Source organism: Williamsia sp. SKLECPSW1 (genome assembly GCF_054332755.1).
In genome coordinates, this window is the sequence record NZ_JBTGLI010000001.1 from 1,538,407 (window position 1) to 1,555,861 (window position 17,455).

Annotated in this window: 17 protein-coding genes; 8 read left to right on the forward strand and 9 right to left on the reverse strand. The window is 70.6% G+C overall.

Annotated elements, in window-relative coordinates:
* The first annotated feature begins 279 nt into the window (after positions 1 to 279).
* Positions 280 to 1,203: an esterase/lipase family protein gene (locus ACXVUM_RS06910; protein ID WP_458521092.1), complete on the forward strand. Its 924-nt coding sequence runs from the start codon at positions 280 to 282 to the stop codon at positions 1,201 to 1,203.
* Between the two features lie 78 nt (positions 1,204 to 1,281).
* Complete coding sequence (locus ACXVUM_RS06915; RefSeq protein WP_458521093.1) at positions 1,282 to 3,045, forward strand: DUF222 domain-containing protein; 1,764 nt, start codon at positions 1,282 to 1,284, stop codon at positions 3,043 to 3,045.
* 16 nt (positions 3,046 to 3,061) lie between these two features.
* Here ACXVUM_RS06915 and ACXVUM_RS06920 read toward each other — a convergent pair whose 3' ends face one another.
* Genes ACXVUM_RS06920 through ACXVUM_RS06935 form a run of 4 tightly spaced genes read right to left on the reverse strand, consistent with a single transcriptional unit; the run spans position 3,062 to position 6,555 of the window.
* Positions 3,062 to 3,676: a response regulator gene (locus ACXVUM_RS06920; RefSeq protein ID WP_458521094.1), complete on the reverse strand. Its 615-nt coding sequence runs from the start codon at positions 3,674 to 3,676 to the stop codon at positions 3,062 to 3,064.
* Entirely contained in the window at positions 3,669 to 4,808 is a 1,140-nt protein-coding gene (locus tag ACXVUM_RS06925; protein WP_458521095.1) for a sensor histidine kinase, read from the reverse strand. Before ACXVUM_RS06925 ends, ACXVUM_RS06920 begins: the two co-directional genes overlap by 8 nt.
* A gap of 23 nt (positions 4,809 to 4,831) precedes the next feature.
* A complete protein-coding gene (locus tag ACXVUM_RS06930; protein ID WP_458521096.1) occupies positions 4,832 to 5,629 on the reverse strand; it encodes an ABC transporter permease in 798 nt (265 codons plus the stop codon).
* The gene (locus ACXVUM_RS06935; protein WP_458521097.1) at positions 5,626 to 6,555 is read right to left on the reverse strand and encodes an ABC transporter ATP-binding protein; all 930 of its coding nucleotides are present in this window, start codon (positions 6,553 to 6,555) and stop codon (positions 5,626 to 5,628) included. Before ACXVUM_RS06935 ends, ACXVUM_RS06930 begins: the two co-directional genes overlap by 4 nt.
* 235 nt (positions 6,556 to 6,790) lie before the next feature.
* Between ACXVUM_RS06935 and ACXVUM_RS06940 the strand changes: the two genes are divergently transcribed.
* On the forward strand, positions 6,791 to 7,846 hold the full coding sequence (locus ACXVUM_RS06940) for an alpha/beta hydrolase (protein WP_458521098.1): 1,056 nt from the start codon (positions 6,791 to 6,793) through the stop codon (positions 7,844 to 7,846).
* An 11-nt stretch (positions 7,847 to 7,857) separates the two neighbouring features.
* On the opposite strand, the gene ACXVUM_RS06945 is transcribed toward ACXVUM_RS06940, so the two are convergent.
* Positions 7,858 to 8,376: a hypothetical protein gene (locus ACXVUM_RS06945; protein WP_458521099.1), complete on the reverse strand. Its 519-nt coding sequence runs from the start codon at positions 8,374 to 8,376 to the stop codon at positions 7,858 to 7,860.
* Between the two features lie 164 nt (positions 8,377 to 8,540).
* Here ACXVUM_RS06945 and ACXVUM_RS06950 point away from each other — a divergent pair, with 164 nt between their 5' ends.
* Both ACXVUM_RS06950 and ACXVUM_RS06955 read left to right on the forward strand, forming a co-directional pair.
* Entirely contained in the window at positions 8,541 to 9,716 is a 1,176-nt protein-coding gene (locus ACXVUM_RS06950) for a sensor histidine kinase (RefSeq protein WP_458521100.1), read from the forward strand.
* A complete protein-coding gene (locus ACXVUM_RS06955) occupies positions 9,713 to 10,381 on the forward strand; it encodes a response regulator transcription factor (RefSeq protein WP_458521101.1) in 669 nt (222 codons plus the stop codon). Before ACXVUM_RS06950 ends, ACXVUM_RS06955 begins: the two co-directional genes overlap by 4 nt.
* A gap of 1 nt (position 10,382) precedes the next feature.
* Here ACXVUM_RS06955 and ACXVUM_RS06960 read toward each other — a convergent pair whose 3' ends face one another.
* Together ACXVUM_RS06960 and ACXVUM_RS06965 are read right to left on the reverse strand one after the other, a co-directional pair.
* Positions 10,383 to 11,279 carry a haloalkane dehalogenase gene (locus ACXVUM_RS06960; protein WP_458521102.1) on the reverse strand — a complete coding sequence of 299 codons (897 nt, stop codon included), beginning with the start codon at positions 11,277 to 11,279 and terminating at the stop codon, positions 10,383 to 10,385.
* Positions 11,280 to 11,287: 8 nt separating this feature from the next.
* Positions 11,288 to 12,160: a LysR family transcriptional regulator gene (locus ACXVUM_RS06965; RefSeq protein ID WP_458521103.1), complete on the reverse strand. Its 873-nt coding sequence runs from the start codon at positions 12,158 to 12,160 to the stop codon at positions 11,288 to 11,290.
* An 82-nt stretch (positions 12,161 to 12,242) separates the two neighbouring features.
* On the opposite strand from ACXVUM_RS06965, the gene ACXVUM_RS06970 reads away from it, so the two are divergent.
* Complete coding sequence (locus tag ACXVUM_RS06970; RefSeq protein WP_458521104.1) at positions 12,243 to 13,484, forward strand: MFS transporter; 1,242 nt, start codon at positions 12,243 to 12,245, stop codon at positions 13,482 to 13,484.
* On the opposite strand, the gene ACXVUM_RS06975 is transcribed toward ACXVUM_RS06970, so the two are convergent.
* Positions 13,467 to 13,946, reverse strand: coding sequence for a hypothetical protein (locus ACXVUM_RS06975; protein ID WP_458521105.1), 480 nt, complete (start codon positions 13,944 to 13,946; stop codon positions 13,467 to 13,469). The two genes, ACXVUM_RS06970 and ACXVUM_RS06975, sit on opposite strands and share 18 nt — an antisense overlap.
* 181 nt (positions 13,947 to 14,127) lie before the next feature.
* Between ACXVUM_RS06975 and ACXVUM_RS06980 the strand changes: the two genes are divergently transcribed.
* Both ACXVUM_RS06980 and ACXVUM_RS06985 read left to right on the forward strand, forming a co-directional pair.
* Positions 14,128 to 15,390 (forward strand): hypothetical protein, encoded by a 1,263-nt coding sequence (locus tag ACXVUM_RS06980; protein WP_458521106.1) that lies wholly within the window; start codon positions 14,128 to 14,130, stop codon positions 15,388 to 15,390.
* Positions 15,391 to 15,498: 108 nt separating this feature from the next.
* The gene (locus ACXVUM_RS06985) at positions 15,499 to 16,566 is read left to right on the forward strand and encodes a hypothetical protein (protein ID WP_458521107.1); all 1,068 of its coding nucleotides are present in this window, start codon (positions 15,499 to 15,501) and stop codon (positions 16,564 to 16,566) included.
* Here ACXVUM_RS06985 and ACXVUM_RS06990 read toward each other — a convergent pair.
* Positions 16,537 to 17,427 (reverse strand): SDR family oxidoreductase, encoded by an 891-nt coding sequence (locus ACXVUM_RS06990; RefSeq protein WP_458521108.1) that lies wholly within the window; start codon positions 17,425 to 17,427, stop codon positions 16,537 to 16,539. The two genes, ACXVUM_RS06985 and ACXVUM_RS06990, sit on opposite strands and share 30 nt — an antisense overlap.
* Positions 17,428 to 17,455: the final 28 nt, after the last annotated feature.

Consider the following 17,455-nt stretch of genomic DNA (forward strand, 5'->3'; position numbering starts at 1 on the left):
GGTGTGCGATGACCGCTCCGACGGGATCGCCGCCACCTGGTCATTCGGGCCATTTTCTCACGCCGGGCGGCTCGGACAGAAATCATCCGGGAATCAGTGGCCAAAGGTGACGACTTGGTCACGGAACCGTTCTGGCGTACACCACGAGGATCCACCACGCCCGCGCCCCGCGCGACTGCAAATCCGGGATGCGCGATCCGCAGACAGGGACGGCTCCTCGGTCATAGCGTCGAACCGGGCCGTCGACGTCGTCGGCCGACGAGGAGACGGAGGGCCGACATGGGTCGACGGACACGATGGATCGCAGCGGTGGCGGTCTCGGCGATCGCGACAGCCGTGTTCGCGGCACCGGCGGGAGCCCGACCGGTCGTCTACTCGCTCGGCGCCGCCACCGCCACGGCCGTCGCATCGCCCGATTCGTCACCTCCGGGATCCAATGACTGGTCGTGCCGCCCGAGCGCCCGTCACCCGCACCCGGTGGTCCTCACCCACGGGACCCTCTTCAACATGACCATCGACTGGCAGGCGCTGTCCCCGCTGCTGGCCGACCAGGGGTACTGCGTGTACGCCTTCAACTACGGGCAGCAGCCCTCGTTCACCTATCTCGGATTCCCGGGCGCCCGGAAGACCGGGGCCACCGGGCCGATCGAGCAGTCGGCGGCGCAACTCGCGGCCTTCGTCGAGCGGGTGAAGGCGTCGACCGGTGCCGCGAAGGTCGACATCGTCGGCCACTCGCAGGGCGGGATGATGCCGCGGTACTACCTGAAGTTCCTCGACGGGGCGCGCTCGGTCGATCACCTGATCGGCCTGGCCCCCTCCAACCACGGCACGACGGTGCTCGGCCTCTCCGCCATCCCCGGGGTGCCGGAGGCCCTGCGACTGGGTCTGGGCACGGCGATCCGGCAGCAGATCGTCGGGTCGGACTTCCTGCGGAAGCTCAACTCCGGCGGCGACACCGTCCCCGGAGTGCAGTACACAGTGATCGAGACCCGCTACGACGAAGTGGTCACCCCGTACACCTCGGCCTTCCTGTCCGGCCCCGACGTCACGAACATCACGCTGCAGGACGGGTGCCCGCAGGACTACACCGACCATCTGGCGATCACCTACGACCGACTCGCACTGAGCCACGTGCTGCATGCGCTCGACGCCTCTTACCCCGTGGCGCCGTGCACGTTCTCCTCACCGCTGTCGGGGGCGTGAGGCCCGCCGCCTGGAGGTTGTCCACAGGCTCGGCGCGACCCCTCGTTTCTGTCGGTGGTCGAATGTATGTTCGATGTCATGAGCCAGACGGTCACCGCGTTCGACACCTCGGGTGTCGTGGCGTCGCTGGCCGCCGACGAACGCCTCTCCGCTGATGAGCTGGTGGAGGTGTTGGCGCATTGTCGGTCGATCACCGCCTCGGCCGATTACCGGTTGTTGTCCGCGGCGTCGCTGATCCACGACGCCCGCTGTGAGGACCATCTGGTCGAGGTCGCCGCCCACGACTCCGGGCAGAAGGCCTCGCTCGACGAGTTGCTGGCCGATCACGTGGACCGCATCGCCGGGCGGGATCCCCGCGCGGAGTTCGGGCCGGACGGGATGGAGCGTGCCGTCGCCGAGGTCGGAGCCGTACTCAACATCCCGGCATCGAAAGCACGGGAGGTCATCACCGCCGGTGACGTCGCCCGCTACCGCCTGGTGTTCACCGGCCACGCCCTGGCCGTCGGACGCATCGATCTGGCCGGGTTCCTGCTCATCTGCGCCCGCACCAAACTGGTGGTCGACCCAGACCTGATCAAGATCCTCGACACCCACATCGCGCAAGCCCTGTTCGACCGGCCACCGGTGTCACGGGCACGCCTGGTCGCGATGGTCGACCACCTCGTCGCCACCATCGACCCCGACGCCCTGATCCGCAGGAAAGAGCGGGCCGCCGCCGATCGGGACGTCACCATCCGCCCCGACCGGTTCCAGCCCGGCGCCTCGCGGGTCTCGGCGTCACTACCCATGATCGACGCCACCACCATCGACACCCGCCTCTCCGCCATGGCCGACGCCCTGCACTCCGGTGACCCCCGCACCCGAGCCCAACGCCGCGCCGACGCGCTCGTCGCCCTGGCCGCCGGACTGGACCACCTCGTCTGCGGCTGCGAGACCTGCACCGTTTCCACCCAAGCCGACGCCGATCCGAACACCGACACCGACAGCGGCACCGATGCCGACTTCGATGCCGCGGACGCCCGATGCGAGGTCGACACCGACACGACCACCGAGGTCGATGCCGAGCCCGGTCTGGATATCGACGACCAGGTCGATCCCGCACCGGTGGAACTCGACGCGCCGGAACCTGCGGTCGACCCCGCGCCCCCGACCGACGCGCCCGAACCCGTCGATCCCGCGGCCGCGCAGCCGATCACCCCGCCGGTGGGCGCAGCACGGCCGTATTTCCACATCGTGGTCAACCTGACGACCCTGCTCGGCTTGGACGATCAGCCCGGCTACCTCGACGGACGCGGCATCATCGACGCCGACACCATGCGCGCCCTGCTCGCCGACGCCGAACGCGACTTCCTCCACCACGACGACCCCACCCGCACCGCCGCAGCCGCAGCCGCAGCCGCAGCAACCTACGTGCCGTCGAAGAAACTCGCCGCGCTGATCCGCGCCTCGGAGATCTGCTGCACCTTCCCCGGCTGCTCCGCACCCGCCTGGAACATCGACCTCGACCACACCACCCCCTTCGACCACACCAATCCCGACGCCGGTGGGCGGACCAGCCGCGACAACCTCAAACCGCTGTGCCGATTCCACCACCGCACCAAAACCTTCAACCGAGCGTGGCGGGATTACCAAGGGCCCCTCGGTGAGGCGTTCTTCCAGTCCCCCACCGGACACATGTTCCTCGGCAACGCCTACACCGCCCTCGACATCTTCCCCGCCCTAGGACCACCACCAACACCCGAGAACCACCCCGCCCGAACAACACTCACCACAAAACGCCACCGCGACCGCGCAGCACACCTCCGCGCCATCGAACGCGCCGACGACCCACCACCGTTCTGACGGAGCTCCGCGACGCCTACAGCCACCCACGTCGCTGCGCGGTGGCGGCTGCTTCCGCACGGGTGGAGGTTCCCGTCTTGCCGATCGCACTCGACAGGTAGTTCCGCACCGTTCCCTGCGACAGGTGCAGACGGCCGGCGATGGTCGCGACCGTCGCACCGTCGAGCGCGGCGCGGAGCACGTCGCGCTCACGATCGGTGAGGGGGCTGGTCCCGTCGGTGAGGCTCTCGGTCGCCAGCGTCGGATCGATCACCCGCAGACCGGAATGCACGCGGCGGACGGCGTCGGCCAGATCAGCTGCGGGGGTGTCCTTCACGATGAACCCCGACGCGCCGGCATCGATCGCCCGCCGCAGATAACCGGGCCTGCCGAACGTCGTGACGATGAGAGACCTGGTGTGCGGGAGGGCGTCCCGGATGGCGGCGGCGGTCTCGATGCCGTCGGCACCGGGCATCTCGATGTCGAGCAGACAGACGTCGGCCCCGCTGCCCCTCGCCGCGTCGACGACCTCGTCGCCGCGGCCCACCTGTGCGACCACGGTGAGGTCGTTCTCCAGTTCGAGCAGAGCCGCCAGGGCACCGCGAACCAGCGCCTGATCGTCGGCGAGCAACAACCGGATCGGCTCAGCCATCGAACACCGCCGCGACCGTCGTCCCCTGTGCGTCGCCGGTGACGCACAGGCGCGCGCCGGACGCCTCGACCCGCTCGGTCAGTCCGCGCAGCCCGTTCCCGAAGGCATGGTCCGGGATGCCGGACCCGTTGTCACACACACTCACCCGATCCGACGCGATCTGCACCCGACACGACGACGCCCCGCTGTGGCGGACGACGTTGGTCACCGATTCGCGGACAACCCATGCGAACAGCTCCCGACGCGGCGGACTGACCTCGTCGGCGCTGCCGGCGACCTCGACGTCGATCTCCGCGGCCGTCAGAGCGGTGCGTGCCGAGGCGAGTTCGGTCCGCAGGTCGGGCGTGCGCATGGCGCCGACCGTGGACCGCACCTCGGCGAGCGCCTGCCGCGAGAGTGCATGCAGCTCGGCCAGTTCCGCCTTGGCGCGCTCGGGGTCGATGTCGACGAGGCGGCCGGCGAGTTCGGTCTTGACCGTCATCACCGTCAGGGAATGGCCGAGGATGTCGTGGACGTCGCGGGCGACCCGCTCGCGTTCGGCGACCACGGCGAGCCGTTCGTCGGTCTCCCGCTGCCGGGCCTCGGCCTCTTCTCTGCGCAGCTCGGCGCCGCGAGCCGAGACCATCAACACCATCACGAACGCGACGATCACCAGCGACAGCGCCGTCCCCGAGTCCAACGACCACCCCGGGACGACCTCGGGGAGCCCCAGCCCGACGATCAGCACGACGCCGACGAGGGCGGGCCCGATCCAGCCGGCGAAACCGAATGCCGCGACACCCATGAGGTACGGCGCGAAGGCGACCGTCCCGTCGCCCAGCACCGGGGACGCGACGGCGGCGAGACCGATGAGCGCGCACCCGTAGCCGATGGCGAGAACCGGCCGGCTGCTGTCACGCCAGGACATGATGTGTGTGGCGGCGACGACGTATGTGGCGGCGAACAGCGCGACACAGGTCAGGCCCCACGCGATCCGACCGGCGCTGTCACCCGACCGGATCAACGCGACGACCGGATAGCCCAGGAACACCAACCACACCGCGGTGAACGCCCACGACCGGTCGCGCGCCGCACCCGACAACGACCACCGCCGGGCGGACTGCCCGGCGGTGGTCGGGTCGACGTCGGTCATGGGAGCGACTGTAGAAGAGGTGGTCACAGCCGCTCGGTGCTGCGGCGGAAGAAGTACGCCGCGGCGGCGGACATGATCGCCGCCCACACGACGACGTTGGCGATCGCCACCCACAGCGAGATGTGGTCGCCGTAGGGGGTCTCTCCGCCGGTGATCGGGTAGTTGGCGAGGGCGTTCACCCCGAACATCGGTGTGAACTGCGAGAACGTCAGCATCGCGCCCTTCAGCGGCACGAACACGTTGCCGGCGAACGCCAGCACCGTCAGGACGCCACCGGAGGCCTGCATGGCCGCCTCCGATCGCAGTCCGCTGCCCATCGCCAGACCGAACGCGGCGAACACCGCGGACCCCAGCCATCCGAGGACCACCGACCCGATCCAGACGGCGACCGGCGCACGCGCGCCGGTGAACGCACCCACCACGCTCAGCAGGATCAGCGGGAGCGCTGCGACCGACATCGCGACCGTCGCCTTCGTCACCACGTAGGCCGCCGGCGACAACCGCGTCAGCCGCAGGGTGCGTGTCCACCCGGCCTGCTGTTCGAGGGCCACCGACGCCGCGTTGGTCGTCGTGGCCAGGATCGCGCCGTACACGGCCATGTGGACCATGACGTAGGCCTGGGTGTTGGCGTGGCCGATGTCGCCGCTGAACTTCTGGGCGGCGCCGAACACGACGTAGAGGACCGTCGGCATCACGAGGGTGAAGATCATCGCCCGTCGGTTGCGCAGGACCCGACGCAGGTCGCGGCGGACGTAGGTCGTCGAGAAGCCCCGCAGGAGCCCGCTCGCGGGCGAGGTGGACGGACTGACCAGGGTGGTCATCGGACGGTCTCCTTCTCGGTGGCGACGGTGGAGGTGAGCGCGACGAATGCGTCCTCCAGGTCGTGGGCGACGATCTCCACGTCGTGGGCGTCGCTGTGGGCGAACAGGAATCGGGCGGTGGCGTCCGAGTCGTCGGTGGCGATCTCGATCCGGTCGCCGCGAACCGTGAGGTCCCGGACGCCGGGGGCGGTCGCGCGGATCCAGGCGATCGCGGCGGGATCGACGACGGCCGAGACCGTGCGACCCGACGCCTGTGCGCGGATGTCCGCGGTGGAACCGTCGGCGACGACCCGCCCGCCGGCGATCATCACGATCCGGTCGGCGAAGTCGTCGGCCTCCTCGAGATAGTGGGTCGCGAACAGGACCGTGCGCCCGGCGCCGGCGTCGTCGCGCATGGCGGCCCAGAACGCCCGCCGCGACTCGACGTCCATCCCGGCGGTGGGCTCGTCGAGGACGATCAGGTCGGGATCGGGCAGCAGCGCGAGCGCGAACTTCAGACGCTGCTGCTCACCGCCCGAGCACTTCGACACCTTGCGGTCGGCGAGCGCGGTGATCCCGGCCCGCCGCATCACCTCGTCGACGGGGGCGGTGACGCGGTGGGTCGCGGCGATGATGTCGACGGTCTCGGCGACCGTGAAGTCCCCGAGCAGCCCGCCGCTCTGCAGGACCGCCGCGATCCGGCCGGCCGCGACGGCCTCGTCGGGTGCCATCCCGAACAGGCGCACGGCCCCCGAGTCCGGTCGGGTGAGACCCAGCGCCATGTCGAGGGTGGTGGTCTTGCCGGCCCCGTTCGGGCCGAGGAACGCGACGACCTCGCCCTGCCGGATGGCCAGGTCGACGCCGTCGACGGCCCGGACGGTGCCGGACCCCCGCGTGTGGAACGACTTCGTGAGCGCCCGGGCCTCGAGCGCGAGTGGTGTGGTCATACGTCCACGATCGCGCCGACGACGGCCCACGTCCCCCGTCGGATGTCATGGCTTCGTTGTGACATCTGTCAGTCCGGCACGCGTGCGATCACTGTTCTGTTACCGGGTCACGGATCGTCATCTATTCGAGCCCGTGGGTGACGCAGGACACGTTCCCCGTGTTTCAGTCGATGCAGAGGCATACGTCCATCGACCAGCCACGGCAGTGGCGGGTGCGCCAGGAGGTCGCACACGTATGAGTCTGACGATCGAACCCGAGCGCACACCACCGGTGATTCACGCCCCCGACCCCGTCGACATGCCCTGGCATCCCACGCGGGGGTCGCGACGCTCACGCACCGTCAACGCATCGATCGGACGCGCCCTCCCGGCGATGTCCTCGGGCTTCGGTCTGCGCCAACTCGGCCTGCCCACCGACGGCGTGATGCTCACCCCGGCACCGTCGGTGATCCGGCGGATCCGGCCCGTCGTGAACCAGACGATCTGTCGTCTCAGTCCCGTCCCACGCGGAACGCGCGTGGCGCGCGTGCACAAGCCGCGGGGACTGCGCGGCGAATGGGTGCACGGTCGCGGTGTCGGGCCCAGCGGGAGGGTCATCTACTACCTGCACGGCAGCGGCTACGCGATCTGCACCCCGCGCACCCACAGAGGGCTGGTGTCACGTCTGTCGACGCTGACCGGGATGCCCGCGTTCGTCCTCGACTACCGCAAGGGCCCGGAGCACCGATTTCCCACCGGCGGCGACGACGCGATCGCCGGCTATCAGTGGCTGCTGGACAAGGGGTACTCGCCCGACCAGATCGTCGTGGCCGGCGACTCGGCCGGGGGTCACCTCGCAATCGACCTGATCGCCCACAACCACCGCACCGGCACACCGCAGCCGGGCGCGATGGTCCTCTTCTCGCCGCTGTCCGACCCGACGTTCTCTCTGGCCCTCGCCCGGCACGAGGCGGGTCACCGCGACCCCCTCATCGACGCGCGGCTCGGCGCCCACGTCCTCGGGCTGTACCTCGGTGACGTCGACCGGGACCACCCGCGTCTGCGGCCGGAACTCACCTCCGACATGACGCTGCCGCCGACCCTGGTGCAGGCCGGCGGCCTCGAGTGCATGAGCGACGACGCCCGCGACATCCACTCCCGGTTGTCCGCGGCCGGCGGGCGGAGCGATCTGCAGATCTGGCCCGATCAGACCCATGTCTTCCAGATGTTCCCGCTGTTCACGCCGGAGTCCGGACGCGCGGTGCGCGCCGCGGCCGACTTCGTCGACCGGGCGCTGACACCGACCCGCTGAGCTCGGCGGTCTCACGCCGGCTGCAGCGCCCGAGCCCGACTGGTCCGCACCAGCAGCGCGGCCACCCGCCCGCCGACCATCACCAGCGCCCACAGCACGAAGAACGGGGCGATCACGGCCGGCGTCAGGTGCAGGCTCGCCATCTGCTCCCCGACCCAGGACCGGAACGACGCGTCGTCGGTGACGGCCCACACGAACGCGACGCGGGCCACCATGGCGATCGCCCACACGGACAGGAACGCGATCCCGCACTGCGTCATCCGCTTGCCGGTGGACGCGTCGACCCAGGTGCGGGTCGTGGCCGTCGCCAGCCCGGCGAACACGAGGCCGACCCCGATGCCGACCGCGTACACCGCCAGTGACCGCCCGTCGGTCGGCGCGTCGCCGAGGTAGGAGTACCCGACCCCTCCGACGACCGCGAGGGACGCCAGGATCCGATGCGTCGAGAGTGCGCGTGTCCCGAACTGGGTGATCAGCATCAGGGCGAAGAAGCCGACGCCCATCACGATGGCCTGGGTGAGATCCGACATGGCATGTCTCCTGTTCTCGTCCCGGCGGCCCGATGCCGGCGGGTATGACACAACGGTCGTCGGGATCGGCTGCGATCGGATCGGCCCGTGAGTCGATCCCGGGTGGAACCGCGCTCCACCCGGGGGTGGACGCACCGGGGCGCCGGGGGTGGCATCGTCGAGCCATGCCGTCGCCGCGCACACTCCTCGCCGGGTTGCCCGACCTCGCGCGACGGGACTTCGGGGAGTACGGCGACGACGCACCGAGCCGCTTCTTCGCACTGCTGAACCCGGCGCTGGTGGTCTGGGCGTGGGCGACCGTGCCGCGCCAGGTCGACGGCGACACCCGCATCGCCGCGCTGACCCTCCTCGCCGTGGTGTCGGTCGTCCTGCTGCTGCGTCTGGTCCGTCCGCCCGCGGTCCGCCTGGGCATGTGGTTCGTCGTCATGCTCGTGGGGGCTGTCGCGGCAGGGCTGCTGTTCGCGACCGCGCCCACCGGTGTGGCGCCCGCGTTCGCCCCGGTCGTCGCGGGGGCCTCGGGGTTCATGTTCGAGACCCGCAGGGCCGTCGTCGTCGCGGTCGTCGCGTCGCTCACGGCCGCGGTCGCGATGGTCACCCGCTTCGGGGACGCCCGCTACGCATGGGTGGTCGTGCTCGGTCTGGCCGTCCTCGTCGGGATGTCGCGCAGAGATCGCGTGCGCACGCTCACCCTGATGCAGGAGAAGGTCGAGCAGACCGACCGCGCCATCGCGTCGGAGGCGCGCGCCCAGGTGCTCGCCGAACGCGCCCGCGTCGCCCGCGAGATCCATGACGTCCTCGCCCACTCGCTGTCCGGGGTCAACATGCAGCTCAACCTGGCCGAGGCGCTGATGGAGGACGGTCGCGACACCGAGGCGCGGGCCGCGGTGGCGTCCGCACGATCGATCGTCACCGACGGTCTCGCCGACGCCCGTCGCGCCGTCTACGCCCTGCGCGACGAGTCCGGTGGCCTCGTCGGCGCGCTGCGGCCCCTCGTCGCCGCCACCGACGAGACCATCGAGATCACCGGCAGTCCCCGGCCGGTCGACGGCGACGTCGTCGCCGAACTGTCGCGGATCGTCGCCGAGGCGCTCACCAACGCGCGGCGCCACGCACCGTCGTCCCCGGCGCACATCGACCTGGCGTTCGCACCCTCCGTGGTCACGGTGACGGTCGGCAACGACACCCCGGCGGGGGCGTCGTCTTTCGTCGACGGCGCCGGAGTCGGTCTCCGGGGGATGCATGAGCGTGCGCGACAGATCGGTGCGACGTTGCACGTCGGTCCGCGCGACCCCGACGACCCGACAGGCGGTTGGATGGTGCACGTGGAGGTGACGACATGACCGGGACGATCCGTGTGGTGGTGGCCGACGATCAGGCGATCATCCGGGATGCCGTGGCGGCGATGCTGGACCTGCAGGCCGACATCGAGGTCGTCGGCACGGCGGCAGACGGCGCGGAACTGGTCGCGCTCGTCGAGCAGACCGTGCCGGACGTCGTGCTCACCGACCTCCGGATGCCCGGCGTCGACGGAGCGGCCGCCACCCGGCAGATCGGCGAGTCCAGGCCGGGCCTGCCCGTGGTGGTGTTGACGACATTCGACGACGACGCCTCGGTGTTCGCCGCTCTCGACGCCGGTGCCGTCGGTTACCTCACCAAGGACGCCGACCGTCACGAGTTGGCCGCGGCGATCCGGGCCGCCGCCGCGGGGCAGTCCGTCCTCGACCGGTCGGTCCAGCAGCGCCTCGTCGCCGCCATGCGCCCGTCGTCATCCGCGCCACCGGCGCCCGGATCCGACGTCGTCGGGGTGGGAGCGTTGACCGCGCGCGAACGGGAGGTGCTGGTGCACATGGCCGACGGCCTGAGCAACCGGGAGATCGCCGCCGCGCTGTTCGTCTCCGAGTCGACGGTGAAGACACACATCAACAACGCCTTCGCCAAACTCGACGTCCGCGACCGCGCCCAGGCCGTCGCCCTCGCCTACCGCTCGGGGATCGCCCGCGGCTGATCTACGACGAGCGGCCGAGGAACTCCACGATGTGCTCCGCGATGGCCTCGCCCGCATCCTCCTGCAGGAAGTGGGCGGCACCGGGAATCGTCACCTGCTCCCCCGCCGTGGGGATGAGATCGGTGAACACCTGCCCCGACTTCGGGTGCGGGAACACCGGATCGCTGTCGGAGAAGGCGAGCAACGCCGGCTTCTCCCAGCGGGACAGCACGTCGGCGACATCACGCAGCACGTCCGCTCCCGGGTCGGCGGCGTCGACCGGGACCAGCAGCGGGAACTGTGCCGCACCGGCTTTCGACTCCACCGTCGGGAACGGCGCATCGTAGGCGGCGATGACCTCGGCCGGTACGTCGGTCACCGTGGCGCCCTGGATGATCTGACCGACCGGGAGGTCGGGGTTGCTCGCCGCGAACTCCCGCCACGCGAGGAACCCCCGGCTCACCCGGCCGCTGAAGAGCCCGGTGTTCATCACGACCAGGCGCGAGACACGGTCGGGATGCTCGGTGGCCCAGCGCAGTCCGATCGGTCCGCCCCAGTCCTGCACGACGACCGTCGCGTCGTCGACAGCGAGGTGGTCGAGCACGGAGTCGGCGATCGCGGAGTGCCGGTCGAAGGTGTACCAGTCGCGGTCGGTCGGCTTGTCGGATCGCCCGAATCCGGCGTGGTCGTAGGCGATCACGCGTCGGCCGGCGGCTGCGAGCGGACGGATCATCCGGCGGTACAGGTACGACCACGTCGGCTCACCGTGGAACAACACCACGGGCCCGCCCGTCGGGGGCCCGTCGGGGGCGACGTCGATGTGGTGGATGCGGAGGCCGTCGACGTCGACGTACCGCGGCGGGAAGTCCCAGCCGGGCAGGTCGGAGAAACGGTCGTCCGGGGTGCGGAAAACGTCCATGCGCCCGATCATCCTCGTCGCTCGACGACGAAGTCACGGAACCGGGCCGCCGCGCCGACGAGCGGGCGGTCCCGGCGCCAGACGAGGACGATCTCGCGGGTCGTCTGCGACCCCGCGAGCGGGACGAGGACCACGTCGCCGGCCGGGGGTCCGGGGTGCTCGATCGGCATCACGGCCACCCCGAGGCCCGCGCCGACGAGACCCGCGATGGTGCCCAGTTCGGTGGTCTCGAAGGTGATGTCGGGGCGGAAGTCCTCCGCGGCACAGAGCTCGTCGAGGATCCGCCGCATCCCGAACCCGGCCTCCATCGCCACGAACGGTTCGCCGGCGACCTCCGCCAGCGAGACCTCCGCACGGTCGGCGAGGTGATGGTCGGCGGGGACGGCGAGGCCGAGGCGCTGCGTCAGCAACGACGCCCACACCAGGTCTGTGCCGGTCGGCCTGGGCGAGACGATCGCGAGGTCGGCGTCGCCGGAGCGGACCCGATCGGCCACCACCTCGGCCGCATCCTGGAACAGCGTGAAGGACACCCGTGCCTGCCGTCGGAACCCGCCGATCAGCTCGGGCACGAGCCGGATCCCGAACGAGTGCAGGAACGCCAGCCGCACCGTGCCCTCCACGGGGTCCACCAGTGCCCGCACCGCGGCACGGCCGGAGTCCATCTCGGCCCGGGCCCGTCGGCAGTGGTCGAGGTAGACACGGCCGCGGTCGTTCAACACCAGCCGCCGCCCCGCCCGGTCGAACAGCGGCGTGCCCAGATCTCGCTCCAGACGGCCCAGCATCCGCGACAGGGTCGGTTGTGAGAGGTGCAGCGCACCGGCCGCCGCGGTGACGTTCTCCGCTTCGGCGAGTTCGACGAACCAGTCCATCTCCGACCGCATGCAGCGATTATGCGCTCAGTGCATCACGATGCTCGGAAAGATTCATTTCTGATCGCCGGCGGGCGGTGAGACCGTGAAGCACGTGACCACGACACGCGACCGACTCGGCTCCCCGCCCGCCGGAACGACGGGTCACGTGGCCGGATCACGACCGTTCCGCAACGCGACCGTCGCCATGTTCGCCGCGGGGATGGCGGCGTTCATGGCGATGTACCACGTGCAGGCGATGCTCCCCGTGATCGCCGACCACTTCGGTGTCTCGCCCACGACGTCGGCGCTCACGGTCTCGCTCACCACCGGTTTCCTCGCGTTCGCGATCATCCCGGTGAGTGTCCTGTCGGAGCGGTTCGGACGCATCAAGGTCATGGTCGTCTCGGCGGTCGCGGCGTCGCTGCTGGGTCTCGCGCTGCCGTGGTCGCCGTCCATCGAGGTGCTGTTGGCCGGTCGTGCCGTCGTCGGGATCCTCTGTGCGGGCGTGCCCGCCGTGGCCATGGCCTACCTCGCCGAGGAGATCGACGGGGCCTCGCTCGGCAAGGCGATGGGCTACTACGTGTCCGGGACGACGATCGGGGGGCTCACCGGGCGGCTGGTGCCGAGCGTGGCCGCCGACGTCGTCGACTGGCGGTGGGCACTCGAGATCGCCTGCCTGGTCTCGCTGACCTTCGCGCTGGTCTTCATCCGGTTGGTACCCGCGTCACGCAACTTCGCCCCGCAGCCGATCGCGTTCCGTGCCGTCGCCGCCAACCTCGCCGGCCACCTGCGGGACATCTCGATGCTCTGCCTGTTCGGGCTCGCGTTCCTGCTGATGGGCGGGTTCGTCACCGTCTACAACTTCCTGTCGTTCCGACTGCTCGCCGCACCGTTCTCGCTGCCGCAGGGCCTCGTCGGTGTCGTGTTCGTGATGTACCTCGCGGGGACGTTCTCCTCCACCTGGGCCGGGCGCATGTCCGACCGGGTGGGGCGGGGACGTGTTCTCGCCGTGTCGATCTCGGTGATGGCCTTCGGGTTGGTGATCACCCTGCCGGACTGGCTCCCGTCGACACTGCTCGGTGTCCTGTTGTTCACCGGCGGGTTCTTCGGCGCCCACTCGACGGCGAGCGGCTGGGTCGGTGCCCGGGCGAGCGCCCACCGCGCGGAGGCGTCGTCGCTCTACCTGTTCGGCTACTACCTCGGCAGCTCGGTGCTCGGTGCGCTGGGCGGTGTCGCGTTCAGCGGGTTCGGGTGGGCCGGGATCGTCGTCTACACCGGCAGCTTGACGGTGGTGGCCGTCGTGCTGGCCACCACCGTCATCGCCCGGACGCGTCGCTCACCCGTGGAGCGCTGACACCGTCTGCTTCATCGGGGTGGTGGTGAGCGACCGGGCCCGCCACTGCACGACCAGCTGCTGCGCGAGCAGCATCGTGCCGATGTAGAGGACGAGTGTCGACGACCCGATGCCGTGACCGGCGAGCAGGTCGAGTCCGACGTGCGCCCCCAGACCGACGATCCACAGGACGAGGGTCGCGACGGTCCCGCGCGACATCAGGACACCGTCGGTGTCCCGCCAGATGCGGACGGTGAAGCCGCGCCCCGCGGCGATCGCGATGCCGAGCAGCGCCGAGACGGCCATCGTCGCGAGCGCCACGGCCGACAGGTGATGGTGGTCGACGAACTGTGCGGCGGACACGAGGCCGATCACGCTGATGATCAGCGCGGCCTTCGGCGAGGCCTTGACCGCCCGCGGCGCCATCTGACGCACCAGGATCACGCCGACGACGATCAGTCCCACAACGATGTTCACGAGCATCGGAAGTCCTCCAGTTCGCATCCGCCCCGCCTCTCGGGGCATGCATCTCAGAGTCGTCGGCGGCGGCCTGCCGCGGATCGGCCCCTGGGTGGAGGCCGGGTGGAGAATCGTCGCGCGCGTTTCGTCCGGTTCGCCCGTACGGATCGGATACGTTGCTCCTGGTAACGATCAAGGGGGTGGCGTGGACCGGTCGCGGATTCTCGCGGTTCTGTCGGGTGTCGCGGCGGCGGCGGGCGGCGCTGCAACCCTCCTGAGCCTGTCGACGGGGCGTGGGTTCGTCGGCGACGACGAGTCCACCACCACGGTCATCACCCACGCACCCGAGACGGCGACGGCGATCGGTGTCGTCGTGGCCGTCCTCGTGGCGGCTGCGCTCGCGGAGCGCTCCCGGCGCATGTCGGCGGGCGTCGCGATGATCGGACTCGTCGGCGTCTGCGTGACCGTGGACGCCGCGATCGTGTCGCCGTCGGCGGCGATCGGGATCTCCGCCCTTGCCGGCCTCGCTCTGGGCGGCCTGGTCGGATGGGTGACGCACCGTTCCGATCTGCTGACGACTGCGCTCGCCGCGGGATCGGTCGTCGGTGTCGTGATCTCCCGACCCCTGCGTCACCCGTTCGAACTGGTCCTCAGGGGGCCCGCGCCCGACCACGTCGTCGACACCCGGTCTGTGGGGATCGTCCTCGCGGCGATCGCTGCCGTCGCACTGGTGCCGGCGGCCCTGGCATCCGAGGGCAACCCGGTGGGCCCGCGTCGGCATCCCCTCGGCGTGGCGATCTGTCTGGGGGTGACCGCAGTCGCGTGGCTGCTCGCGATCTGGTTCGAGGCGGCCATGCCGATCAGGGGCTGGTGCTGGGGATGGGTGCTGGTCCCCGCGGTGATCGCCGCTGCGCTGGTGCTGCGCGATCGTGGCGGATCATCCCTCCTGACGATCGCCGCGGCGTGGGCCGTGCTCCACTCCGCCGACCTGAGCTACATCCCCGGCCTGACATGGCTTCTCGCCCTGATCCCACTCGCTGCGCTCGGCGTCGCGGTCGGCCGTCGAACTGATCGGCCCGAACTGCTCGTCGCACTGCTCATCCCGTGCGCGGCGACGTGGTTGATCACGGGCGGCCCGCTCACGCGCACCTTCTCCGTCCTCGCCCTGTTCGTCGTGCCCGTCGTCGTCATCGCCGCGCTGACGGGTGAGATCCGCCGCCGCCGGACCGTTCCACCCGAGGTGGTCGCTGTTGCCCTCACCTCGGCAGCTCTGTGGGTCACCTCGCCGCGGGTGGTCGTGTTCGTCGTGGCCGGCTTCGGCGACGGTTCCCGGTCATTCGACACCGGCCGGTACACCGTGCCGCAGAGCGTCTCTCTTGCAGCGGAATACGTCGTGCCCGCCGTGGTCTCGCTCGTCATCTGTGTGATCGCGCTGCGCGTCCTCCGACGGCGGGCCCCCGATGCGTGACCGACTCGTCGTCGGAGCACTGGCCGTCGCAGCGGCGGCCGCCGGGATGTTCCTCACGGCATCCTCGTCATCGCCATCGGCAGCGCGCCCCCGCGGATCCTCACCGCCGTGGCCGCCGGTCTGCTGCTCGGCTCGGCGATCCAGGTGAGCCGCACGAGGACCGGCCGCGCCGCCGGCCTCGCGGTGGTGATCGGAGCGGTCACCGGGATTCTCGTTGCGCCAATGCTCGCCGGACTGCGTGCAGGGCTCCCGACGGACAACCGTCGCTACGCCGACTACATCCCGTCCCCGAGTGTCTGGCTCGTCGGGGACAGCACTCTCGTCGACCTCGGCGCGTGCCTCCTGGCGGTCTTCGCCGTCGCGGCGCTGGTCGCTGGGCGCATGCGCGCGTGGCGCGACGAGATCACCACCCCATCACGCGCCGGGATCGTGGGGGCCGCCGGGATCGTGCTCGTCGGCGTACTCACCCACTGGTGGTTCCTGCGATTCCTGTCGGACACCGTGACGGACACCGAGACCACCGGCCTGCACACCTTCGACGGTGGCTACGTGGCCGTCGGGATCGTGCTGGTTCTCGCCGTCGGCCTCCGAGGACCCGGACGACTCCTCTGGGTCGCGGCGGCCGCAAGCGTCGTGGCGATCGCGGCCGACGGCACCACGACGTCCGGCGCGACCGTGGCCCTGGTGACAGCAGTCCTCGTGACCGTCGCCGCGGCGCTCACCGTCGTCGTCATCCGGCGTTCACCGCCGGCCGATCGGGCACGCGGGGTACCGATCGCCGTGGCGATCCTGACCGCGTGCACGGCGACGCAGTTCATCACCGACGGGTTCTGGTCGGCGACACCCGCTCTGGTGGGAGCGTTCGGCGTTCCGGTCGTCCTCACGATCGCCGTCGCGGCCGCGGTCGTGTCGACCGAGCCGGATCAGGCCGTCGTCGTCGGCGCCGTCGGGGTACTCACCCTGTTGCCGTCGTCGACCGGCACCGACTTCGGCTGGACCTCGTACACACCGCTGAGCGACGGACCGGCGTTCGACGGCATCACCGGAGAGACGCCGGCGACGTCGCAGACCGTGGTCGCGGTCCTCATCCTCGTCGCCTGTTGCGTGGCTGCGATCGCGGTGGCGCGGCGCAGCGACGGGGACGGGTCAGTGCTCGGACTCGACGACGGCGCCTGACTCGATGTTGCGCGCACTGGTCGACCGGCCCAACGCGGCGACCTCGGCGTCCATCTTGGGGATGATGTGCGGCGCCTGCTGCAGCGACGACTGCTCCCCGACCTTCGAGGTGATGACCGACCGCAGCGTCCCGATCGCACCGACCCAGCCGGGGACGTACACGCGCCGCTTGCGCTTCTCCAGTCCCGCGATGAACGCGTCGACACACTTGTCGACGGTGGTGGTCTGGCTGAGCGGGCCCGGCAGGTTCGAGAGCATCTCCGCGAACGCCGACAGGTCCTTCTTCGCGTCCTGGACCAGCGGGGTGTCGATCCACGACATGTGGGCGGACCCGACGTCGACGCCGAGGTGCTTGACCTCGAGACGCAGTGCGCTGGCGAACATCTCGGCGCCCGCCTTGCTCGCGTTGTAGGCGGCGAGGCCGGGTGCCGGGGTGAACGCGGCCAGCGACGACACGACCAGCACATACCCCTTGCGCTCGATCAGCGACGGCAGCGCGGCACGCACGGTGTGGAACACGCCGGTGACGTTGATGTCGACGACGCGGCGGAACGCGATCGGGTCGACGTGCAGGACGGAGCCGTAGGACGCGATGCCGGCGTTGGCCAGCACCATGTCGATCCCACCGAACTTCGCGACGCCGGCGTCCACGGCGGCCTGCATGCTGGCGAGGTCGGTCACGTCGGCGACGGCGCTCACGGCGGAGTCACCCAACTCGTCGGCGAGCAGCGCGAGGGTGCTCTCCTCGATGTCGGCGATGACCACCTTGCCGCCGCGCTTCACCACCGCTCGTGCCGTCTCGCATCCGATCCCGCGGGCCGCACCCGTGATGAGAACGACCTTGCCCCGTAGCGACGCCATGTGTGAATCCTCTCGACCGCGGGCCCCG